This is a genomic window from Algimonas porphyrae, assembly GCF_041429795.1.
GTDB lineage: Bacteria > Pseudomonadota > Alphaproteobacteria > Caulobacterales > Maricaulaceae > Litorimonas > Litorimonas porphyrae.
This window is the reverse complement of the sequence record NZ_CP163424.1, coordinates 784,740-805,082: the sequence shown is the minus strand read 5'-3', so window position 1 is coordinate 805,082 and position 20,343 is coordinate 784,740. Positions and strand designations below refer to the sequence as shown.

Sequence of the window (20,343 nt, the reverse complement as noted above, 5' to 3'; positions counted from 1 at the left end):
GGACGGAAAACGCCCCAATCGTCGCGACCCGAGCGCACGCCTTTTTGAAAGATACAAGATGACACAGACTTGGAAGACCGGGCGCGGCAAGATGGGATTCATGAAACCGCTACTTGGTCAGTGGCTTGCGATCGACCCGGACACACCGATGGGCAAGGTCGTCTGCATTCGGACCTATACGACCATTCTCGATGGCAAGTTCATCCGCCTGCAAGCGGATTGGGACATTGGCGAGGGTCGAAAGACCTATTCGGAAATCGCCCATTACGGCTTGAACGCTGACAAGGTTCCCGCCTTCTGGTCCTTTACCAGCGATGGCGGCCAATCCTACGGGGTCATGGCGGATGTGACGGAGATGCATGACACCGCCAAAGGCTTTCATGCCGATATGCCATCCGGTCTGGCGCGCTTTGGCGTCTGGCCGACGGATGACGGTATGATCTGGGCGGCGGAGGCAAAGACCCGTACAGGCTGGCAGTCGATGATCCGGCACGATTGTCGAAAAGTCTAAGGCGCTAACGAAGTCCGTGCCAGGCTTCGCGCGCAGTCTGCTAACGCATGTCCGCAGTCCCTAGTTTTCGGACTCCAGCACAATCCGGACCAGTTCTGCCAATGAGCCGATAGACAGTTTGGATTTAAGCCGCGCGCGATGCGTTTCGACCGTCCGCACCGAAACCCCCAATTCATGGGCAACGATCTTGTTCGGCTTTCCTTCGGCAAGCCGCTCGGCCACTTCCCGTTCGCGTGGTGTCAGCACGGCCAGCCGGTCCTCGCTTTCGGGCACCGTTTGGTCAGCGGGGGCTCCGGCCTTGTCGATGGCATTCAAAATCCGGTTCGCGACAAAAGGCTTTTCGACGAAGTCATTGGCCCCGCTCTGCATGGCCTTGACGGCGAGCGGTATGTCACCGTGCCCGCTAATCATGATCACTGGAACCGATGCGGAACGCTGCCTGACATGGTCCAGCACATCCAGACCGTCCCGACCCGGCATTCGCACATCGAGGATCAGCACGGCATCCGTCAGCGCGGCATCCGCCTCGATATAGGCCTCACCGGAGGCGAAGGTCAGGACCGTGTGACCGACCGTTTCCAGTAACAGGCCCAGCGACTCCCGAACTTGTTCATCATCGTCGATGACATGGATCGAAAGGCTCATGCGGGTCGATCCACATTAACAGCCTCGGCACACGTCTGTACACGCGGCAGGGTGAAACTGAACGTCGCGCCGGGGCCGTCATTATCCGTCGCCCAGATACGGCCTCCATGCGCGTGCACGATTGACCGACTGATCGACAGACCGACGCCCAGCCCGCCACTTTTCGTCGAAGTAAAGGCTGTGAACAGGTCCGTGATGACGGCATCGGACAGGCCTTCGCCGGTATCGGACACGCTGATCCGGCTCATGTCCGGATGTTCCGCGTCCGGGTGAATAGAGAGGGTCAGGCATTTAACCGGCTGATCGATCATGGCTTCGCACCCGTTCCGGACAAGGTTGACCAGCACTTGCTGTATCTGCACCGCATCACCCTTTACGCGCAGCGCGTCCGGATCGATCCGGCGGTCGATGGCGATCGGCGTGTCCCGAAATTTGGACAGGGACAGCATCATCGCTTCGTCGATCATATCGCCGAGATGAACCGTCTCGGACTGAACATCGCCGCGTTCGATGAATGTCCGCATGCGCGAAATAATTTCCGCCGCGCGGTGATTCTGTTCCAGCGCCTTGTCGAGGATCGACAATAGTCGGTCGTCGGGAGGATCCCGCCGGGACGCCAGAATGCGGCCCGTCTCGACATAGTTTGCCGCGGCCGACAAGGGCTGATTGATTTCATGCGCAATTGCTGCGCCCATCTCGTTCATCGCCGCGACCCGGGAGAGATGGAAGTGGCGGGCTTGAAGCTCATTGAAATCGGTTTCGCGTTGCCGCTCATCCGTCAGATCCCGGATGATGCCGATGAACAGCATGCCGTCACGGTGTCCCATCTCCCCCACGGCCAAGCTCATGGGGAAAATCTCGCCGGACTTGCGCTGCCCTTCGACTTCGCGCCCAATGCCGATGATCCGGTTTTCACCGGTTTCGAGATAGTTGCGAATATAGCCGTCATGCGCAGAATGGTAGGGTTCGGGCATAAGCCGGGATATGTTGTGTCCGATCAGCTCTTCCGGCGTGTAGCCGAAAATCGCCTGACCCGCCGGATTGATCAGCCTGACAAGACCGCGCGAATCGATAACAACCGCTCCATCGACAAGCGTGTTCATTACGGCATCGAGGCTGGATGTCGGCAGATCTGATGTCATGGCCTTCATATCCATGGGGGCGGTATCGACCGGCTAATGGCACACAACGTGACAGACGTCACTTTCGCAGTCGGTGCAAAGGCTAGTCACACTCGACCCCAAAGGCCTGTTCATGTCGTTACGCCCTGCACAACCTGTCATCTATATGATCGACTGCCAGTCGGCGGCCTTGGCCTCCATGCGTCCCCTTTTGGAGGCCAGTGGCCGTCCAGTCTGCGACGTGACGGATACAGACGCGTTTTCACGCGATGTTCTCTCCCATCGCACAGTGCGTGAATGCGACACGGTGATCATGGATCTCGATCACGGGCAGACGCCGATTTATCGTTTCCTCAATCTGGTAATGGGCGAAACCGAGCGGCCCCAGATCCTGCTGATGACAGGCGACGGCGCACCTGTCGGCACCTCGGACAGCTTCAATCAGGACCGCCTGCACATCTTGCAGCATCCGGCTTCGCCCTCGCATCTGCTTGACATTCTGGATGATAATTCGTGATCGCTTCTGCTGCCCTGTCCAGCACCGTATCGGCTTTGGCAATTGCTCTGGTCGGTTTCGTGATCGCCCTTCCGATCCTGCCAAGCCCGAACGGGTCCACGTTCATCGAGGCACGGCTGTGTACGTCCGGACGGACCATACGCATTGAGTTGCCTGGACAGAATGACCCTGAACCGGACGCCCCCATGCCGTGCCATACCGTTTGCGCACGGGACGACGATGGCGGAGACAACGACAGAGATGATCCGGACGACGACGCATAGCTGACGTCACGGCCTGCCACGCCTGTCGAATAGTCCTGCCTGAAACTCCCTCACTACGTCAGGGGAAAGTCATCATCGCTCAGCATTCGTTCCGCGTCACCATCCGGATCGTCGAACTGCCCGGACCGCAGGGCCCAGACGAATGTGGCCAGAGCCGTCAGGCCCAGAACCAATGCAATCGGGATCAACCAGAGTAGAGAATTCATGCCGCACACTTGCCTGTGCGCGCCGGCGACACATAGGTCTGCCCGGGATGCGCCGGACCTTCATAAGCGCCCTCACGCCGCAACCGAAGCGCATTCAGTGTCACGATCAGCGATGAGGCCGACATGGCAAGCGCTGCGACCAGAGGTGTGACATGACCGAACACCGCCAAGGGCACAGCCAGCATATTATAGCCTATCGCCAGACCGAAATTCTCCCGCACGCGGGCTCTAGCAGAACGCGCGACCCTGAACGCAAAGGGCAGTCCGGCCAATGTGTCCCCCTGAAGGACGATATCCGACGCAGAGCGGGAAATTTCCGTTCCGCTCGCCAATGCAGCCGACGCGTTCGCATGTGACAGAGCGGGCGCATCGTTGATCCCGTCTCCGACCATCAGCACTGATCGTCCCTTATCTTGCAACGCTGATATATGGGCCAGCTTCTGCGCGGGCTTGACCCGCGCTTCGACCATTTCGATCCCAAGTTCCTGCGCAATCTGGGCGGCTGTGTCCGGCGCATCGCCTGTCAGCATGCGAACCGATAGACCCATGTCTGAAAGATCCCGAACCACCGTCCTCGCCTCGGGCCGGGTCCTGTCACTGACGGGAATATGAACCGGCGCCTGATCCCCGATTCGCGCCCACAGACCAGTATCGATTTGGTCGCCCGCACCGACGAAACTCGTCTGTCCGAGACGCACCGACTGTCCGTCGACCTCTCCCATCAGCCCTTCGCCCTCGACTTCCGTGATCTTCGCAACATCCAGATCCGCAGCATAGATGTGGAGCGCTTCGGATAAGGGGTGTGACGATTGCCTTGCCAATGTTCCGATCCGCGCCAGATCGTCATGGTCGATTGCCGTGACATCGGGCGTGATCTGTCCTCGGGTCAGCGTTCCCGTCTTGTCGAAAACAACGTGAGAGATCGTCGCCAGCCTTTCCAGCGCATCGCCGGAACGGACTAGAATACCGCGAGAAAACAGCCGCCCCACAGCCGTGACCTGAACGGCGGGCACCGCCAGCCCCAATGCGCAGGGACAGGTGATAATCAGGACGGCAATGGCATTCAGAATGGCCGTTCGCGGCGTTCCACCCGCAATCAGCCAGCCGACCAGCGTCAGCAAGGCCAGGCTGTGAACAACCGGAACATAGGCCCGGGCCGCCCGATCTGCGAGGCGGACATAACGCGCCTGCGTCTGCTGCCCCGCTTCGACCATGGCCGTAATGTCGGCCAGAAAACTGTCGCTGCTGGCTTTCAGAACACTCACTGTAATCGCATCGCTGCGATTGATCGTGCCCGAATAGACTATGTCGCCGACACGCAGAGCCTGCAGAGCCGTTTCACCTGTCACGAGAGCCGCATCGATCTGAGCGTTGCCGGACAGGATGATCCCGTCGGCCGGTATCCGTTCCCCGCGCGCCACGATCAGCTGATCACCCGGTCGGACCTGTGTCGCCGGCAGTGTTTCAACCTGCCCATCAGTGCGCAGGCGCTTAGCATCGGTCACCTGCAACGCCGCCAATTGCCGCGCGGCCATCCCGGTGCGGGCCCGCAACCGGGCATCGAGAAAACGACCGATCAGCAACAGGAAAATCAGCATCAGTGCGGCATCGAAATAGGTGTGAACATGGCCGTGCCACGTCTCGTAGAGGCTCAGACCGCAAGCCAGCAGGATCGCAAGCGAGATCGGAACATCCATATTCGTCGTGCGAACGCGCAACGCCTGCCAAGCTGACAGAAAGAAGGGGCGGCCCGCATAGGCGGCGATCGGTAGTGCGATCGCTGCAGATACCCAGTGCAGCAAGGTCCGGGTGGACGCCGCCATATCCGCCCCGCCGGACCAGACGGCGATGGACAGCATCATGACATTCATCAGGCCGAAGGCGGCAGCCGCCATGGCCATGAGCAACATGCGACTGGCCTGAGCATCACGCTGATCGCTATCATTCTGAATATAGGGCGCAGCCCGGAACCCCATCTCCTCGAGCTTGCGCGCAAACAAATCGGCTGCGTCTGCCGGACCGTTCCAGACCAGATGCAATCGCGATGTCGTCAGGTTCATGCGGGCCTGCGTGACCTCCGGCAGGGCCTGCAGTCCATTCTCGATCTTCGCCAGACAACCACCGCACCGGGCCCCGTCAACGACGAGGTCGACTGAAGCCGAACCGCCTGCAATGCGAACAAAGGGGGCGAGGGTGACGCTCATCGCAGATCGAGGTCGCGCCGGAATTCAAACCGATCTTCGCCGTTTACGGCGCTGACTTCGAGCGTCCATTGTCCCAGCAATCCCGAAATATCGGCGCGGGCTATACCGTCACCGTGCGTTTCAAGGTCGATCCTATGGTCCAGTGTGGAATCGACGGGATGGCGGAGACCCCCAGTAAACGTCGTTCCTGTTATTACCGCCCCGCCGCTATCGCTGAGCTGAACGACAAGCGTGCGATTATCCACCTCACCGGAAACATTGACCGCCGCGCCCCAACCCAGTTCCGATTGCACGGCGCGGTCACTCAGGGTCGTATTGTAGTCGAGCCCCTGACGATAGGAGCGTTCGACATCTTCACCCCGAAAGGAGGTCACGGCCAAAGTCGTGAAAACGATACTGGTCGCAATGATGATCCCGAAAAACCCGACCATGAGCAGCAGCACATGGCGGCCTGTCAAACGCCAGCCGGCATCCTGTTCATCAGGGTTTATGGAAACCGTGTCTGCCATAACCACCTCCTAATTGGAATCGCCTGCCACAAAGACGGCGTTGCGGCTTGCCGCGTCTCCGACGTCCGGATCGGACAGGCGGAAAACGAATTCCGAGCGTGTATCGATCAGGTCCAGATCATCCTCGACCAGCGTTACGCGAAAATCGACCGCTTCATCGGCGGGCACGTTCAAGATCAGTCCCGTCTGTCCGGCGACGCGGATGGACGGGCTCGGGAGGCCTTCGGCGCTGAGCACAAGGCTGCGTTCGAACGTCGCTTTGTTCAGCACTTTGATCGTGTAACCATTCTGGACACTGCCATCTGACATCAGCACGAAGTTCGGCTGCCGGTCGCGCAGGACGTTCATATCCAGCGTCGACCGACCGATCAGCGCGCTGAGCATGATCAGTCCAACGGCGGCAAACAGGACGGCGTAGATGACGGTCCGCGACCGGATCAGTCGAAGACGGGGCTTCTGCCCATTCATCCGTCGAACGACATTGTCATCTGTATCATAGGCGATCAGCCCTTTCGGGCGGTCGATCTTGACCATGATCTCATTGCAGGCATCGATACAGAGCGCGCAGCCGATACATTCCAGTTGCAGCCCGTCGCGAATGTCGATCCCGACGGGGCAGACAGCGACGCACTGACGGCAATCGATGCAATCTCCCCGCCCTTCCCATGTCGCGCCTTTCTTGTGCGCACCGCGCGGTTCACCCCGGTCATAGCGATAGGTGACGTTGAGCGCTTCTTCGTCGATCATCGCTGCCTGAATGCGTGGCCAGGGACACATATAGGTACAGACCTGTTCACGCATAAACCCGGCCAGCGAATAGGTAGTAAAGGTCAGCATCGCGGCGAAAATATAGCTGGTCGCGGGTGCGTGCCCGGTGAAAAAGTCGCGCGCCAGGGTCGGTGCATCATGGAAATAGAGAATCCACGCGCCGCCTGTCGCAGCAGCAATGACAATCCAGATCAGGTGTTTCGCTGTCTTCTTGTAGATTTTCGACAAGGACCAAGGCGCCTTGTCGAGCTTGATCCGGGCGTTGCGATCGCCTTCGAAAAAACGTTCGACATGGATGAACAGATCCGTCCAGATCGTCTGCGGACAGGCATAGCCGCACCAGACTCGCCCGAACAGCGCCGTTGCCAGAAACAGGCCGAGCGCGGCGAGGATCAGAAGACCCGTAATGTAATAGACTTCCTGCGGCCAGATTTCGATGAAGAAGAAGTAGAAGCGCGCATTCTCGAAATCGATCAGAACGGCCTGATCCGGTTGACCCGGACCACGGTCCCACCGGATCCAGGGCACGATATAGTAAATGCCCAGCAGAACGATCAACGCAACCCATTTAAGGTTACGGAAAAAGCCGTGCGCGAGCTTCGGGTAGATCGGCTCGCGCTTTTTGTAGAGACTTGCTGGGGTCGACGGTGTCGGATTGGGCGCGCGCGAACGCTTGACGCCGGGCGCAGCTTCCGTCCGCTTGCCCGGCTCTTGCCGATTGTCGATCAGGGTCGTCATGACCCCGGCGCTTATGGTGTCTCAGGCTCGGGCCCTGTGTCCTCCGTCACACTCTCGTCTTCGGTGCTGCTATCGGCTGAGGGCGTATCGGGCGTAGGTGCGTCCATCTGTACGGGAACAGCGACGGGCGTTGAGGCCTCCCCGCCACCCAGCGCATGAACATAGACCGCCAGCGCCGTGATGATTTCGGGATCAAGCCGTTCGTTCCAATTCGGCATGACGCCTTGGCGACCGGAATAGAGGGACTCCACGATATCCGCCCGCTCACCGCCATAAAGCCAGACCGCATCGGTCAGATCAGGCGCCCCCTGGCTGCGATCACCTTTGGCGTCATCCCCATGGCAGGATGCACAATTGGTCGCGAACAGGGTCCTGCCATTGGCGATGGCCTCGACATTCTCGCTTCTGCCGGAAAAGCTCATCAGATAATCCGTCAGGTCGTTGATCTCGGCACGGGTCAGCAAACCGTCTTCGCCAAACGCCTGCATGATGTTGAAGCGCGTGTCGAAATGTCCCGAGCGGATACCGACTTCCAGCGTATGGTGAATGTCCTCGAAAGTTCCGCCCCACAGCCAGACATCGTCATTCAGGTTGGGATAACCTTTGAACCCCTGCCCGCCCGTTCCGTGGCAGGTCGCGCAATTATCCCCAAAAGCGGAACGCCCGGCAGCCATGGCGAAACGGAACAGGTCTGGGTCTGCGGTGATGTCGTCCAGATCGGCGTCCGTCAGACGGTCGGCAAACAAAGCGCGCTCAGTGCGCATCTCCACAATTTCCTCAGCGACTTCGACGCGGTCTGAATAGCCGAGGAATCCGGTGAAATAGCTGTTGAGAAGCGGGATGGACGGCATCAGGGCCGCGTAACCGACGCCGAAAACGATTGTGGCGTAGAAGATCCCCAGCCACCAACGCGGCATTGGTGTGTTCAGCTCTTCGATACCGTCCCAGCTATGGCCCGTCGTATATTGTCCCGTCGGCTTGTCAAAGCGCGGCGCATGAGCGCCATGTGCATCATTGGGCAAGGTCGGCTCCAGATTGGGATCGACCCCGCGTTGCACGACAGGCTTCACCTCATTATCAGGCGGCGCTTTCTTGTTATCGCTCATTGTATACCTCCCCGTCACTCAGCTCGGGTCTGTCTTCGGCTTGCAGGGGCAGCTGTGCCGCGCGGTCGAATTTTTCGCGGTTTTTCGGCCACAGCGCATAAAGGATGGCGAGCACGAACACGGTCGTAAAGGCGATCGTCCCCCCGATCTTGATGACATGGGCAATCTGATCGTAGCTCATCGGAGGTTCTCGTCGAGATCGGCTTCATATTCGGAGAAATCCACCAGCGTCCCGAGCATCTGCAGATAGGCGATGATGGCATCCATCTCCGTGATCTTGTCGGGATTACCGTCGAAATCGCGGATCAGTGCGTTGGGATAGCGGGCGACAAAGCCGTCATAATCATCCGCCATATCGTCCAGCTGCGTCTGCAGGTCCGATTGGGCCAGCGCCACCATTTCATCCGTATAGGGAACACCGAGCGCCTTGTTGGCAGCCAGGTGCTTGTCGATATCGTCAAACTGCAGCTCGGATTCCGCCAGGAACCTGTAAGGCGGCATGATTGATTCCGGCACGACCGCACGCGGATCCTGCATATGGAGATTATGCCATTCATCGGAATATTTGCCGCCGACCCGCGCCAGGTCCGGTCCCGTTCGTTTCGATCCCCACTGGAACGGCCTGTCATACATGGACTCGGCGGCCAGGCTGTAATGGCCATAGCGTTCCACCTCGTCGCGCAAAGGGCGGACCATTTGCGAGTGGCAGAGGTAGCAGCCTTCACGAACATAGATGCTGCGTCCGGCCAGCTCAAGCGGTGTATAGGGCCGCATGCCTTCCACCTCTTCGATCGTCGAGTCGATGTAGAAAAGCGGGGCGATCTCCACCAGGCCACCCACGGAGACGACGCCGATAATGCCGAGCAGAAGCGGGAAGGATTTCTTCTCGAGATATTTGTGCAGTTTGTAGAACATCGAACTTACTCCGCCGGCGCGAGCGTGGGTGAAACGGACGCACTCGGCATAACGGGCTTCCTGGCTGGATCATCGTCGAGCAGAGACTTTGCGTTGCCCCGCCCCAGGATTGTCATGCGGATATTATAGGCCATGATCAGCGTTCCGGTCAGGAAGAGCAGACCGCCCAGCGTCCGAACCGCATAGGACACATGCATGGCGGAGACCGTCTCAATGAAGCTGTATTCCAGGAAGCCAAGCTCGGTATAGGCGCGCCACATCAGGCCTTGCATGATGCCCGCCACCCACATGGACGTGATGTAAAGAAGGATTCCCAGGGTCGCGACCCAGAAGTGCCATTCGACCAGACGCGTGGAGTAGAGGTCTTTCTTCTTCCACAGCCACGGCACCAGACAATAGAGCGCACCGAAGGTGACGAACCCGTTCCAGCCCAGCGCGCCGGAATGGACGTGCCCAATGGTCCAGTCCGTATAGTGAGACAGCGCGTTGACGTAGCGCACCGACAGGAGGGGGCCTTCGAAAGTGGCCATGCCGTAAAAGGCGACAGAGACGACCAGCATGCGCAGCACCGGATCGGACCGCAGCTTGTCCCATGCGCCCTGCAGCGTCATCAGCCCGTTGATCATACCGCCCCAGCTGGGCATCCAGAGCATAATCGAGAACACCATGCCGAGGGTCTGCGTCCATTGCGGCAGAGCCGTATAGTGGAGGTGGTGCGGACCGGCCCAGATATAGATGAAGATCACGGCCCAGAAGTGGACGATGGAGAGCTTATAGCTCCAGATCGGACGGTTCGCCCGCTTCGGGATGAAGTAATACATGATGGCCAGGAAGCCCGCAGTCAGGAAGAAGCCCACCGCATTATGGCCATACCACCACTGCGTCATCGCATCTTGGACACCTGCATAGACCCCGTAGGATTTCGCGCTGAACAGATCGACGGGCAGGGCCAGATTATTGACCAGATGCAGGATCGCGACAGTGACGATGAAGGCCAGATAGAACCAGTTGGCCACATAGATGTGGGGCTCCTTGCGCTTGGCCAGCGTGCAGAGGAACACCAGCAGATAAACGACCCAGACGATGGTCAGCCAGATATCGACATACCATTCCGGCTCGGCATATTCCTTGCCGTCCGTAATCCCCATCAGATAGCCGGTCGCGGCCAGCACGATGAATAGCTGGTAGCCCCAGAAGACAAACCAGGGCCAATAGCCGCCGGCCAGACGCGTCCGCGACGTGCGCTGCACGACATAGAAGCTGGTCGCGATCAGGGCGTTCCCGCCGAAGGCGAAAATCACGGCCGATGTATGCAGCGGACGAAGGCGACCGAAATTGGTCCAACCAAGCTGTTCGAAATAGAAGATTTCCGGCCAGGTCAGCTGCGCCGCAATGATCACGCCGACCAGCATTCCGGCAATTCCCCAGAAGGTCGTGGCGATCACACCATATTTGATGATCTTGTCGGCATAGCGTGCATGATCGATCGTCGGCGATCCTGTCCCGACGCGCCCGAAAATGACGATAATCGCACCGAGAAGTGCAAAGAACATCATCGCCCCATGTGCTTTCATCGGCAGCCCGGCCATGGTCCCGAAGCCCGGGCCCGCCGCGGCGAAAACTGCCCAGATTGCGCAGGGCACCAGCACGAACAGCATGGCCAGCAGAGAATTATCCGGTTTGACGTGCGGGTTGGCAACTGTGCTCATGGTCATCTCGCAAGTGTCGGACTGATCAGGCCCGTCATGAATAAGGCGACGCTGTCAGGCCGTCCGGTTTGCACCGACCCCTTCCCCGTCAGCCCTCCCTTTGGCGAAGCGGATGGCGGGGAATGTGATTGTGGTCACAGGCGTGACAGATCGGGGAGAAATCGGCGCGCTTGTCGCCTCTGACTGTCCCTCAAACTGCGACGGAGTATCGTCCGGACCGCGAAAGCAGATAATCATCGAATCGGGACGCGATGGTGCGCACGAACGGACGACCCAGTTGCGTCACATGAAAGCCGGATGCATCGGCCTTGAACAATCCGTCTTCGTCACGGTGGGCGATCAGCGCTGCCTTTGCCAGAACTCCGTCTGCCCGTTCGCCGAACCGCGTTCGTAAAGAGGCAGAATCCAGCCGGAAGTCGCACATGAGCTGCTCGATCGCGGCTGCCGTGACCCGATCGGAATCGGACATGATGATGCCGCGTTCGATCGGCAGGCTGTCAGCCTCAAGGGCGCGCTGATAGGCCTGAACGCTTTTCACATTTTGCGCATAGCCTTGCGCAAACTGACTGATCGACGATGCTCCCAGCCCGATCAGCGTATCGCATTCGTCGACCGTATAGCCCTGAAAATTACGACGCAACGTTCCCTTGCGCGCAGCAACCGACAGCGCGTCATCGGCTTTGGCAAAGTGATCGATGCCGATCGTCTGATAGGCGTTGCGTTTCAGGATCGACGCCGCAATGCGCGATTGCCGGAAGCGGTTCAGCGTGTCCGGCAAGGCGCTGTCCTCGATCAGGCGCTGATGCGTTTTCATCCATGGCACATGCGCATAGCCGAACAGGGCGACCCGGTCCGGATCAAGCTCGACAACCTGCGTCAGGGTTCTGCGGACCGTATCATCCGTCTGATAAGGCAGACCATAAAGCGCATCGATATTGACCGACGCGACCCCGCCATGGCGCAGAGCCGTGATGATGTCGCGGGTCTTTTCATAACTTTGCGGGCGGTTGATGGCTGCCTGAACGCGCGCATCGAAGTCCTGAACGCCCAAGCTCGCTCGCGTGACGCCAAAGGCACAGAAGCTTTCAACATCTTCGACCGTCATATCGGTCGGATCGAATTCCAGACTGATTTCCGTGTCCGCGTCCAGAATGAACGCCGCGTCCAGCTGGGCGCGCAGACATGCCAGGTCGTGAGCCTTCAGCAGGCTGGGAGAGCCACCACCCAGATGCAGGCGGGCAACAGGTTGGCGCCTCCCAATGCGCGCCGCAACCTGTTCGATCTCACGATAGAGCAGGTCCAGATAGCGTCGCACCGGCTCATAACGCTGCACATGTTTCGTATGACAACCACAGAACCAGCAGAGCCGATCGCAAAACGGAATGTGGATATAGAGCGAGACCGCATCCGTTTCCGGGATGGCACGCAACCAGCCCGCAACGACCTCCCCATTCACCGCCTCGGTGAAGTTGGGCGCGGTCGGGTAGCTTGTGTAGCGCGGAACAGGGGCTGAATAGTTCAGGATCAGTTCGGCCGGATAGGTCGTCATGGCAGCAGCCTTGAATGCAGGTTTGTCCTAGAAATTGCGGATATAGGCCGGGACCGGCGACAGCATGGAGGGCTGTCCCGGATCGAGCCGGAAGCGGACATAGTCTTCGCGGATATGAGCCCGGTGAGCCCCCAGCTTGCGGAGCGCGTGACCCGCATAGGCCTTGAGCAGACGCTCGAACGATCCACTACCCGACCACTGCGGTTGCGCCTTGAAATGCCGCCGCAACAGTCCGTTGAAATACATCGCCCCGTTGCGCACTGCGCTGTCATGGGTCGTGCATTCCATCACCATCGAGACACAAAAGCCCTGATTAACGACCCGGTGCGGCGAGGTGTGCGGCCAGCAGACCAGCGTGTCGTCTGGCAGATCAAAGATTTGCGCCGATGCATCATAGGATGAGCGGTAGGGCACATCCTGATCGCGCTCGCCCAGCACGATCGCTTCATAGGCTTCGTCCGGCAGGAACGCTTCCGTCGTCGGATAGACGAAGACCCGCTTGCGACCACGCACATGCCAGAGCAGCGTTTGCGTCGGGTCGCAATGGTACGGCACCTTGGCCGCAGGCGAGGAAATCAGAATACCTCCGCGGCGATTGCGTTTGCGCGCCGTCTGTCCGGTGTTGGCCTTCAGCTCTGCATAGGCCGCATCCATCAGCGGGCGATAGGCGGGATCCGTATTCATGGCTTCGCGGATATTGATCCAGATGGCGCCGGATTTGGCGATCTCAACCATTTCCGCACCTGTCGCGCCTGCCGGGTCGACCGTGCAGTGACGGTCCGGAAAGTCTGGATCATCCGTCATCGTGCAGACATCGATCAGATGTTTCGGGTGACGATCGAGCAGCGCCGCCAGGGCATCATCTGTGAACAGGCCTGACGCACCCAAGCGGTGCGGAAAGGTCTGGATCTCAGCGCCATATTGCGCGCGTTCTTCATCGGACCAGCGGGTGAGGATCGTCATGGCAGTCTCCCGGTTTTGCGCAGTTTACTGCACCAGATTGCGGGCCGACTGGGTGACACGGGTCACATTTCAGGGTGAGCAAAGCGTTAAGCCCCACGCTAGGACAAACCGCCATGAGAGCTGGGACGGGGGCTGGGGACCGATCATGACACGCAAATATCGAAAGACGTTCCAGAGCGCAGTGGACAATGTTCGCGATGAGGGCCGCTACCGCATCTTTCAGGATATTCGCCGCAAACGCGGGGCCTTCCCGGAAGCAATCTGGTATCCGGACGGGACCACGCAGCACGATATCGTTGTCTGGTGTTCCAACGACTATCTAGGCCAAGGACAGAACGCATGCGTCATCGAAGCCGTCAAATCGGCTGTCGACGCAACCGGAACGGGCTCAGGCGGGACACGCAACATTTCCGGCACGACTCATTATCACGTTCAGCTGGAACGCGAACTGGCCAGCCTGCATGACAAGGACAGCGCCTTGCTGTTCACATCGGGTTATGTCTCCAACGAGGCGACACTAAGCGTGATGAGCCAGATCCTGCCGGGCCTGATCATCTATTCGGATGCGCTCAACCACGCCTCCATGATTGCCGGGGTTCGCGGGGCACGTTGCGAGAAACGCATTTTCCGGCACAATGATGTGGCTCATTTACGCGAACTTCTGGCAGCAAGCGACCCCAATGCGCCGAAGCTGATTGCCTTTGAGAGCGTCTATTCCATGGACGCCGATGTGGCACCGATCAATGCGATCTGCGATCTCGCGGACACTTACAATGCGTTGACCTATTGCGACGAAGTCCATGCCGTCGGCATGTACGGTCCTGGCGGCTCCGGTCTGTGCGGGGCATTGGGGCTTATGAACCGGATCGACATCATTCAGGGTACATTGGCCAAAGCCTATGGCATGATCGGCGGCTATATTGCTGCAGACGCCGTCATCACCGATGCTGTGCGCAGCTTGGCATCAGGATTTATCTTTACGACCTCCATTCCACCGTCAACAGCGGCGGGCGCGCTACGATCCGTGCGTTACCTGAAACAGAAAGACGATGTCCGCATCGCCCATCAGGAACGCGCCGAGGCCCTGAAAGCCCGCTTCAGGTCTGCCGGCCTGCCCTTCATCGACGGTCCGACCCATATCGTGCCCTTACTGATTGGGGATCCGGTGCGCTGCAAGGCCGTTTCGGACTTTCTGATCGAAGAGCGTGGCCTGTACGTTCAACCGATCAACTACCCGACAGTGCCCAAAGGTACGGAGCGGCTTCGTTTTACGCCAAGCCCGTTCCACACGGAGGTCATGATGGATGAACTGATGGACGCGCTGAACGAGTCCTGGAAGACGTTCGACCTGCCACGCGTCTCGGTCGCGGCCTAGACATCATCAATCGGGCAGACCGTTAAGCGCCACCTGCCGTCCCGCAACATGCGCCGTCACCCCGTAAAGAGCGGATACGGACTCTCCCGTCAGAACCGATTCTGTCGGCCCGTCTGCGACCAGTTCTCCGGCTTTCATCAGAATCATCCGGTCGGCATAGCGGGCAGCCAGCGCTATATCGTGCAGCACGACGAGAACGCCGAGGCCCCGCCGCGCCTTCTTCTGCAGCAGATCCATGATCCTGAAGGCCTGCGCCGGATCGAGGGCTGCAACGGGCTCATCGGCCAGCAAAAACGTTGTCCGGGCGGCGAAAGCCCGGGCGCAATGCACGCGCGCCATTTCACCGCCTGACAGGCTGTCAACGCGTCGATCCGAGAATGCTTCAAGCGCGCACTCGCTCAGCGCCATATCGACCGCGTGCGCATCATCCCGGCCCAGACGTCCCACCGCCGCACCATGCGAGAATTGGCCCAGCGAAACGACGTCGCGTGTCCGGGCGGGCCAGGCCAAGGCCGTCGATTGCGGCAGATAAGCAATGTGTCGGGCTCGCTCTGACGGGGCCATGTCCGGCACTGACGCTCCGTCCAGGGTCACGGATCCTGTTGATGGGACCAGCCCGAGCATCGCACGCAGGGTCATGGATTTCCCTGCACCGTTCGGGCCCAGCAAAACGACGAATTCCCCACGGCTCAGCTGCAGCGAGATATGGCTCACAACCTGAGCGCCGCCCGCCACGACACTGAGCCGACTAACGGACAGCTCAGCCACGACCCGGCCTTGCCTGTGCGGCGATCCATGCGAAGATCGGCGCGCCGATCAGTGCAGCAACGACGCCCAGTTTCAGTTCCGATCCGGTCGGGATCAACCGTACGCCAATGTCGGCTATGACCAGCATCACCCCGCCCAGCAAGGCCGAGGGCAGCACCGTGCGGGCCGGATCGCTATCAACCCAGGGCCTGACCAGATGCGGCGCTACGATCCCGACAAAACCGATCGCACCCGCCAGAGAGACAGCCGCCCCCGTGGCAAGCCCGGCCCCGACCACGACGGCGATACGCTGCCGCTTCAGATCGAGCCCGATACCGGCCGCCGCTTCTTCGCCCAGCGTCAGCGCCGACAGGCCGCGACGGCTGAGCCACAATATGGCGAGTCCGGCGATCAGAAATGGCAGGACCCGTACAATGTCTTCGATACTGCGATTGGCAACCGAACCGAGCGTCCAGTTGACCATATCAGCCAGCGTAAAAGGGTTCGGCGCAAGGTTGAGCATCAGCGCCATCAACGCGCCGGCAAAAGCCGACAAGGCGACACCGACCAGAATGAGTGTCACGACGGACTGGGTCCGGATGGCCAGCACGGCGATCAGCGTCGTCGCGATCAATGCGCCTATGACCGCTGCAAGAGGCAGCACCCACGCGCCGTAGGGCGTCAGCCCGTAATAGAGCGTCACCGTCGCCAGCAACGCCGACGTCGCCGACACCCCCAGCACGCCCGGTTCGGCCAGCGGGTTTCGCAGCAGACCCTGCAAAGCCGCACCGCTCGCACCCAGAGCCGCGCCCACGAGCCAGGCCGTCAGGGCTCGCGGCATACGGATCGACCAGATAATCGTCTGATCGCCCGGCACGCCGCCGCCGAACAGCGCCACCAGCACACGGCCCGGAGCCATCGGCGTCGAGCCCAGCAGACAGGCCGCCAGCACCGCGAGCACGGAGAGACTGATCAGGCCGAGATCGAGTAGCGACCTCATGGCTGCAGCCTGGCCTGTGCGGCCGCATTCAGCGCTTCAAGCGCGTCCACCGCAAACCATCCGCCGCAGGACACCCAAGCACTGTCGAAGTCGATCCGCGGGCGCCCCTGCAGTGCAGCCTCTGCCACCGGGTGGCGCATCACGCCCCACGCATCGAGACTGCGACCGGGGTCGTCGAAAAAGGCGGCGGCAAACAGATCGGGCTGTACATCCACCATCCGCTCCAGTGGCAGGCTACGCCAGCCGGGTGTGGTTTCGAAATTCGTCAGACCTGCACGCGTGATCAATGCGTCGATCAGCGAGCCCGGCCCTGTTGTCGTGCCAGACGGCGTTATATAAAGCAGCCGCGCCGCATTGTCCGGCGATTGTAGCGCAGCCAGCCGCAGGTCTATGTCCTGAATGACAGCGGCAGCTTCCTCACTCGCCCCCAATGCCGCTCCGACCTCGCCAGTGATCCGACGGATGTCGGCCAGATCACCTGCCCAGCCGATCTGCACGACGGGTACACCGGCACGTTCGAACAGGCGCGTCGCATTCGGGCCCCCGCCATAGGATCGCACGATCAGGTCGGGTTGCAACACCAATGTGTCTTCCGCCACGGGTCGCACAGTCGGCACGCCTTGCGCCGCATCGCGCATATAGGAAAAGGCTTTGGTCGCATCCGGCGAGAGTGCCAGAATACGGTCCGGGTTCACCAGCTTCAGTACATACTGATCCGCACAGAAATCGAGACTGACGATCCGCTGCGCGGTTGCCGTATTCACAGAGACGTCCGTCCTGTCCGCCGAGCAGGCGCAAAGGGTTAGAACGAAGCTGACCGTCAGCGACCTAATGATGGCATCGCTGACGCCCATCGTCGGATCAACCCAGACGCGCCGCCATGGCCATCAGCGTGTCCTGCAAGCCTTGCAGCCTGTTTGCCGCCGCAGGATCCGCCGCCGACAGGTCCAGACGGGCCGCCAGAGCGCTGAGCTGAGCGGCCAAGCCCGCATCCGACCGCCCTGACTCCAAAGCGCGTGTTCCATTGGCCACAGCTTGGCGCAATGCGGCTGAGCGCTCGAAGCTCAGCCCGCCATCGCGGTCGAGCTGATCCAGATAGGATAGGGCAACAGCCGGATGATCTGAGGGCCAGGTAACCGGGAATTGCTGCTGCGGATTGAACAAAGCGCCCTGATCGGCGATCCCGGCCGCGGCAATTTCGTTTGCGCTCATATGGTCGCTCGGTGCCAGTTCGAACACGTCCAGCCCACGTACGATTTCCGTGCCGTAGATCTTCCCGTCATACCAGTAGGTCGACCAGTAGCCGCCCAGAACCAGTCGCTCCTCATGCAGCGGCCCGCGGTCGAAATAGGCGATCTCGGTCGGGTTGGCACTATCGGTGAAATCGATGACTGACAGGCCACCCTGATACCAGGCCTGGACGAAGATGTCGCGGCCCGGAACCGGCACGACGGAGCCATTATGCGCGACACAGTTTTCCTGTTCGCTCTGCGGGGCCGGGATCTTGTAATAGCTGCGGAACTCCAGCTTGCCATCGACGATGTCGTAGATCGCATTGGCGCCCCAATCCGTCGGATCGGACGGACGGCAGCGTGGACGGCTACCGCCGCCCCATTCATCCGTGAACAGCACTTTGGTGCCGTCATTATTGAAGGTCGCGGAATGCCAGTAGGCAAATTTCTTGTCCGCGACCGCATCGATGCGGGTCGGCTTGTAGGGATCGGAAATGTCGAAAATCACGCCATTGCCGGAACAGGCCCCAGCCGCGATCTGCGCTTCGGGAAAGACGGTGATATCGTGACAATGGTCGGTCCGGCTGCTGCGCTGCGTATCCTCGCCGTGATCGCCGCCCTGCCACAGCCCGGCAATCTGGCCAGATTCCGCGTCGGCGAAGACGGTCGGACTATCGACAATCCGTGCATTCGCGGGATTGTCGACCGGGATCTCGATCACATCGATCCGAAACAGAGCCGTGCGGTTGTCGCCCGGCACAGACCCGACGCAACCGGCCAGCTCCTCACCGTCCCGGATCGAGGCGGTGCCGGAATTATAGACGATGATCTTGCCGTCACTGTCGGGACCCGAGACGACGGAATGGGTGTGCGAGCCGCGACAGGTCTGAACCTGTCCGACCTGCCGGGGCAGGACCGGGTTGGAAATGTCGAAAATCCGCAACCCGCGGAAGCGCTCCGCACTGACATCCTCCGAAACGCCTTGTCGGCCGCAGTCGACGCGACCCCGTGTCTGCTCGACCGACATGATCAACAGATCGCCCACGATCGACACATCGCCCTGCCCGCCCGGACAGACGACCGAACTGATCAGCTCCGGCGGTCCCGCCTCATTCAGCGTATAAATGTTGAAACCATGATAATTGCCGACCACCAGCCTGTTGCCGGAAAAGGCCATGTCGGTATTGGAGAAACTCAGTAGCGGTGAGCGTTCGCCCCATTCGTTCTTGTCATTCGATTGCGCGTCGTCGCGGTCGACCGTCGCCTCCGTCTCTGCATCCGATTCAGCCGCCGCAACGGGAGGCTTCATCATGTCGTCGCCCTGGTGATCTGCATGATCCGTCATTGTCATGTCGGACGCAGCATCCTCCGACATCTCGTCTTTATCGTCCGCCTTATCCTTCGGCTTGATCGGCGGCAGTCCGGACGGATTGGCCGGATCGAAAAACCCCGCGGGTTTCGGCAAAGAGGCCAGCTTGGTCAGGTTGGAAATGGCTTCTCCGGCATCCCGGAACCCCGGGTTCAGCGCAGCGCGCGGATCGCTGGACAGTCCTTCCAGCAGCTCGTTCATCCGTTTGATTTCCGCAGACTGGTCATTGACGATATCATTGACGAATTCGAACAGGACCGGGTCATAGGCGGACCCTGGCTGGTCCAGCAGCGTATCGACCATATCGATCGCCCCTTCATGGTGACGGATCATGAGCGTCAGGAACATGGCGTCGAACGCAACGCCCTCGGCGGCACCGAGTGCGGCCATCTGTTGCGGGCTCGCCATGCCCATCATGTCATGCGACATATGCGTATCATGGTGATGAGCACCATGAGGCGCAGCCTCGCCGCGTTCTGCCAGCCAGTCCCGCATGAATTCGATCTCGTCGGCCTGGGACGCATCGATCCGACCCGCAATGTCGACAATGTCGTCAGTATTTGTGCGCGCACCCACCAGCGCCGCCATCTCGACGGCTTGCTGATGATGCGGGATCATGTCCTGCATGAAACGGACATCGTCACGGGAATAACGCGTATCGGCAATCGTCGCCGCTTCGTCCGCATTCAGGGCTTTGGAGGGCTGGCCCGGCGCGCCGGGCTGAACGATTACGACGTCCTGGGCCAAAGCCGCAGCGCCGATCGTCGACAGGGCGAAGACCGAGACCGCCGTCGATGTCAGTAATTTCGAGATATGCCCGCTCTTGAATGTCGTCATGATCGCCCGTCCTGTCTCGCTATTCCGGTATGCGGCCCAGCATGGCTGAGCCCCGTCAT

20 protein-coding genes are annotated in these 20,343 nt (G+C 60.1%); 4 read left to right on the top strand and 16 right to left on the bottom strand.

The window, feature by feature from the left end:
• The first annotated feature begins 58 nt into the window (after positions 1 to 58).
• Complete coding sequence (locus AB6B39_RS04025; protein ID WP_284373375.1) at positions 59 to 511, top strand: hypothetical protein; 453 nt, start codon at positions 59 to 61, stop codon at positions 509 to 511.
• Between the two features lie 60 nt (positions 512 to 571).
• On the opposite strand, the gene AB6B39_RS04020 is transcribed toward AB6B39_RS04025, so the two are convergent.
• A complete protein-coding gene (locus tag AB6B39_RS04020) occupies positions 572 to 1,156 on the bottom strand; it encodes a response regulator transcription factor (protein ID WP_284373377.1) in 585 nt (194 codons plus the stop codon).
• Positions 1,153 to 2,298 carry a PAS domain-containing sensor histidine kinase gene (locus AB6B39_RS04015; RefSeq protein ID WP_284373379.1) on the bottom strand — a complete coding sequence of 382 codons (1,146 nt, stop codon included), beginning with the start codon at positions 2,296 to 2,298 and terminating at the stop codon, positions 1,153 to 1,155. The genes AB6B39_RS04020 and AB6B39_RS04015 overlap by 4 nt, the downstream gene beginning before the upstream one ends.
• A 112-nt stretch (positions 2,299 to 2,410) precedes the next feature.
• Here AB6B39_RS04015 and AB6B39_RS04010 point away from each other — a divergent pair, with 112 nt between their 5' ends.
• Together AB6B39_RS04010 and AB6B39_RS04005 are read left to right on the top strand one after the other, a co-directional pair.
• Positions 2,411 to 2,794, top strand: coding sequence for a hypothetical protein (locus AB6B39_RS04010; RefSeq protein WP_284373381.1), 384 nt, complete (start codon positions 2,411 to 2,413; stop codon positions 2,792 to 2,794).
• Entirely contained in the window at positions 2,791 to 3,057 is a 267-nt protein-coding gene (locus AB6B39_RS04005) for a hypothetical protein (protein ID WP_284373383.1), read from the top strand. Before AB6B39_RS04010 ends, AB6B39_RS04005 begins: the two co-directional genes overlap by 4 nt.
• Before the next feature lie 53 nt (positions 3,058 to 3,110).
• Here AB6B39_RS04005 and ccoS read toward each other — a convergent pair whose 3' ends face one another.
• The 10 genes from ccoS to AB6B39_RS03955 form a co-directional block, all read right to left on the bottom strand.
• Positions 3,111 to 3,263 carry a cbb3-type cytochrome oxidase assembly protein CcoS gene (gene ccoS / locus AB6B39_RS04000; RefSeq protein WP_284373385.1) on the bottom strand — a complete coding sequence of 51 codons (153 nt, stop codon included), beginning with the start codon at positions 3,261 to 3,263 and terminating at the stop codon, positions 3,111 to 3,113.
• The gene (locus AB6B39_RS03995; RefSeq protein WP_284373387.1) at positions 3,260 to 5,467 is read right to left on the bottom strand and encodes a heavy metal translocating P-type ATPase; all 2,208 of its coding nucleotides are present in this window, start codon (positions 5,465 to 5,467) and stop codon (positions 3,260 to 3,262) included. The genes ccoS and AB6B39_RS03995 overlap by 4 nt, the downstream gene beginning before the upstream one ends.
• Positions 5,464 to 5,976, bottom strand: a complete 513-nt coding sequence (locus AB6B39_RS03990) for a FixH family protein (protein ID WP_284373389.1) — start codon at positions 5,974 to 5,976, stop codon at positions 5,464 to 5,466. The genes AB6B39_RS03995 and AB6B39_RS03990 overlap by 4 nt, the downstream gene beginning before the upstream one ends.
• A 9-nt stretch (positions 5,977 to 5,985) precedes the next feature.
• On the bottom strand, positions 5,986 to 7,482 hold the full coding sequence (gene ccoG / locus AB6B39_RS03985; RefSeq protein WP_284373391.1) for a cytochrome c oxidase accessory protein CcoG: 1,497 nt from the start codon (positions 7,480 to 7,482) through the stop codon (positions 5,986 to 5,988).
• An 11-nt stretch (positions 7,483 to 7,493) separates the two neighbouring features.
• On the bottom strand, positions 7,494 to 8,588 hold the full coding sequence (gene ccoP / locus AB6B39_RS03980) for a cytochrome-c oxidase, cbb3-type subunit III (protein ID WP_284373393.1): 1,095 nt from the start codon (positions 8,586 to 8,588) through the stop codon (positions 7,494 to 7,496).
• Positions 8,578 to 8,769, bottom strand: a complete 192-nt coding sequence (locus AB6B39_RS03975) for a cbb3-type cytochrome c oxidase subunit 3 (protein ID WP_284373394.1) — start codon at positions 8,767 to 8,769, stop codon at positions 8,578 to 8,580. Before AB6B39_RS03975 ends, ccoP begins: the two co-directional genes overlap by 11 nt.
• Entirely contained in the window at positions 8,766 to 9,503 is a 738-nt protein-coding gene (gene ccoO, locus AB6B39_RS03970) for a cytochrome-c oxidase, cbb3-type subunit II (protein WP_284373395.1), read from the bottom strand. Before ccoO ends, AB6B39_RS03975 begins: the two co-directional genes overlap by 4 nt.
• A gap of 5 nt (positions 9,504 to 9,508) precedes the next feature.
• On the bottom strand, positions 9,509 to 11,212 hold the full coding sequence (gene ccoN, locus AB6B39_RS03965) for a cytochrome-c oxidase, cbb3-type subunit I (RefSeq protein WP_284373396.1): 1,704 nt from the start codon (positions 11,210 to 11,212) through the stop codon (positions 9,509 to 9,511).
• A 190-nt stretch (positions 11,213 to 11,402) separates the two neighbouring features.
• Positions 11,403 to 12,761, bottom strand: a complete 1,359-nt coding sequence (gene hemN / locus AB6B39_RS03960) for an oxygen-independent coproporphyrinogen III oxidase (RefSeq protein WP_284373397.1) — start codon at positions 12,759 to 12,761, stop codon at positions 11,403 to 11,405.
• A 27-nt stretch (positions 12,762 to 12,788) separates the two neighbouring features.
• Entirely contained in the window at positions 12,789 to 13,724 is a 936-nt protein-coding gene (locus tag AB6B39_RS03955) for a hypothetical protein (RefSeq protein ID WP_284373398.1), read from the bottom strand.
• A 145-nt stretch (positions 13,725 to 13,869) separates the two neighbouring features.
• Between AB6B39_RS03955 and hemA the strand changes: the two genes are divergently transcribed.
• A complete protein-coding gene (gene hemA / locus AB6B39_RS03950) occupies positions 13,870 to 15,099 on the top strand; it encodes a 5-aminolevulinate synthase (RefSeq protein ID WP_284373399.1) in 1,230 nt (409 codons plus the stop codon).
• Positions 15,100 to 15,105: 6 nt separating this feature from the next.
• Here the strand turns inward: hemA and AB6B39_RS03945 are convergent, their stop codons facing one another.
• The 4 genes from AB6B39_RS03945 to AB6B39_RS03930 form a co-directional block, all read right to left on the bottom strand.
• The gene (locus tag AB6B39_RS03945; RefSeq protein WP_371398693.1) at positions 15,106 to 15,867 is read right to left on the bottom strand and encodes an ABC transporter ATP-binding protein; all 762 of its coding nucleotides are present in this window, start codon (positions 15,865 to 15,867) and stop codon (positions 15,106 to 15,108) included.
• Positions 15,860 to 16,846: a FecCD family ABC transporter permease gene (locus tag AB6B39_RS03940; RefSeq protein WP_284373401.1), complete on the bottom strand. Its 987-nt coding sequence runs from the start codon at positions 16,844 to 16,846 to the stop codon at positions 15,860 to 15,862. The genes AB6B39_RS03945 and AB6B39_RS03940 overlap by 8 nt, the downstream gene beginning before the upstream one ends.
• Positions 16,843 to 17,610 carry an ABC transporter substrate-binding protein gene (locus AB6B39_RS03935; RefSeq protein ID WP_284373402.1) on the bottom strand — a complete coding sequence of 256 codons (768 nt, stop codon included), beginning with the start codon at positions 17,608 to 17,610 and terminating at the stop codon, positions 16,843 to 16,845. Before AB6B39_RS03935 ends, AB6B39_RS03940 begins: the two co-directional genes overlap by 4 nt.
• Positions 17,611 to 17,707: 97 nt before the next feature.
• Positions 17,708 to 20,284, bottom strand: a complete 2,577-nt coding sequence (locus AB6B39_RS03930; protein WP_284373403.1) for a DUF305 domain-containing protein — start codon at positions 20,282 to 20,284, stop codon at positions 17,708 to 17,710.
• Positions 20,285 to 20,343 lie beyond the last annotated feature (59 nt).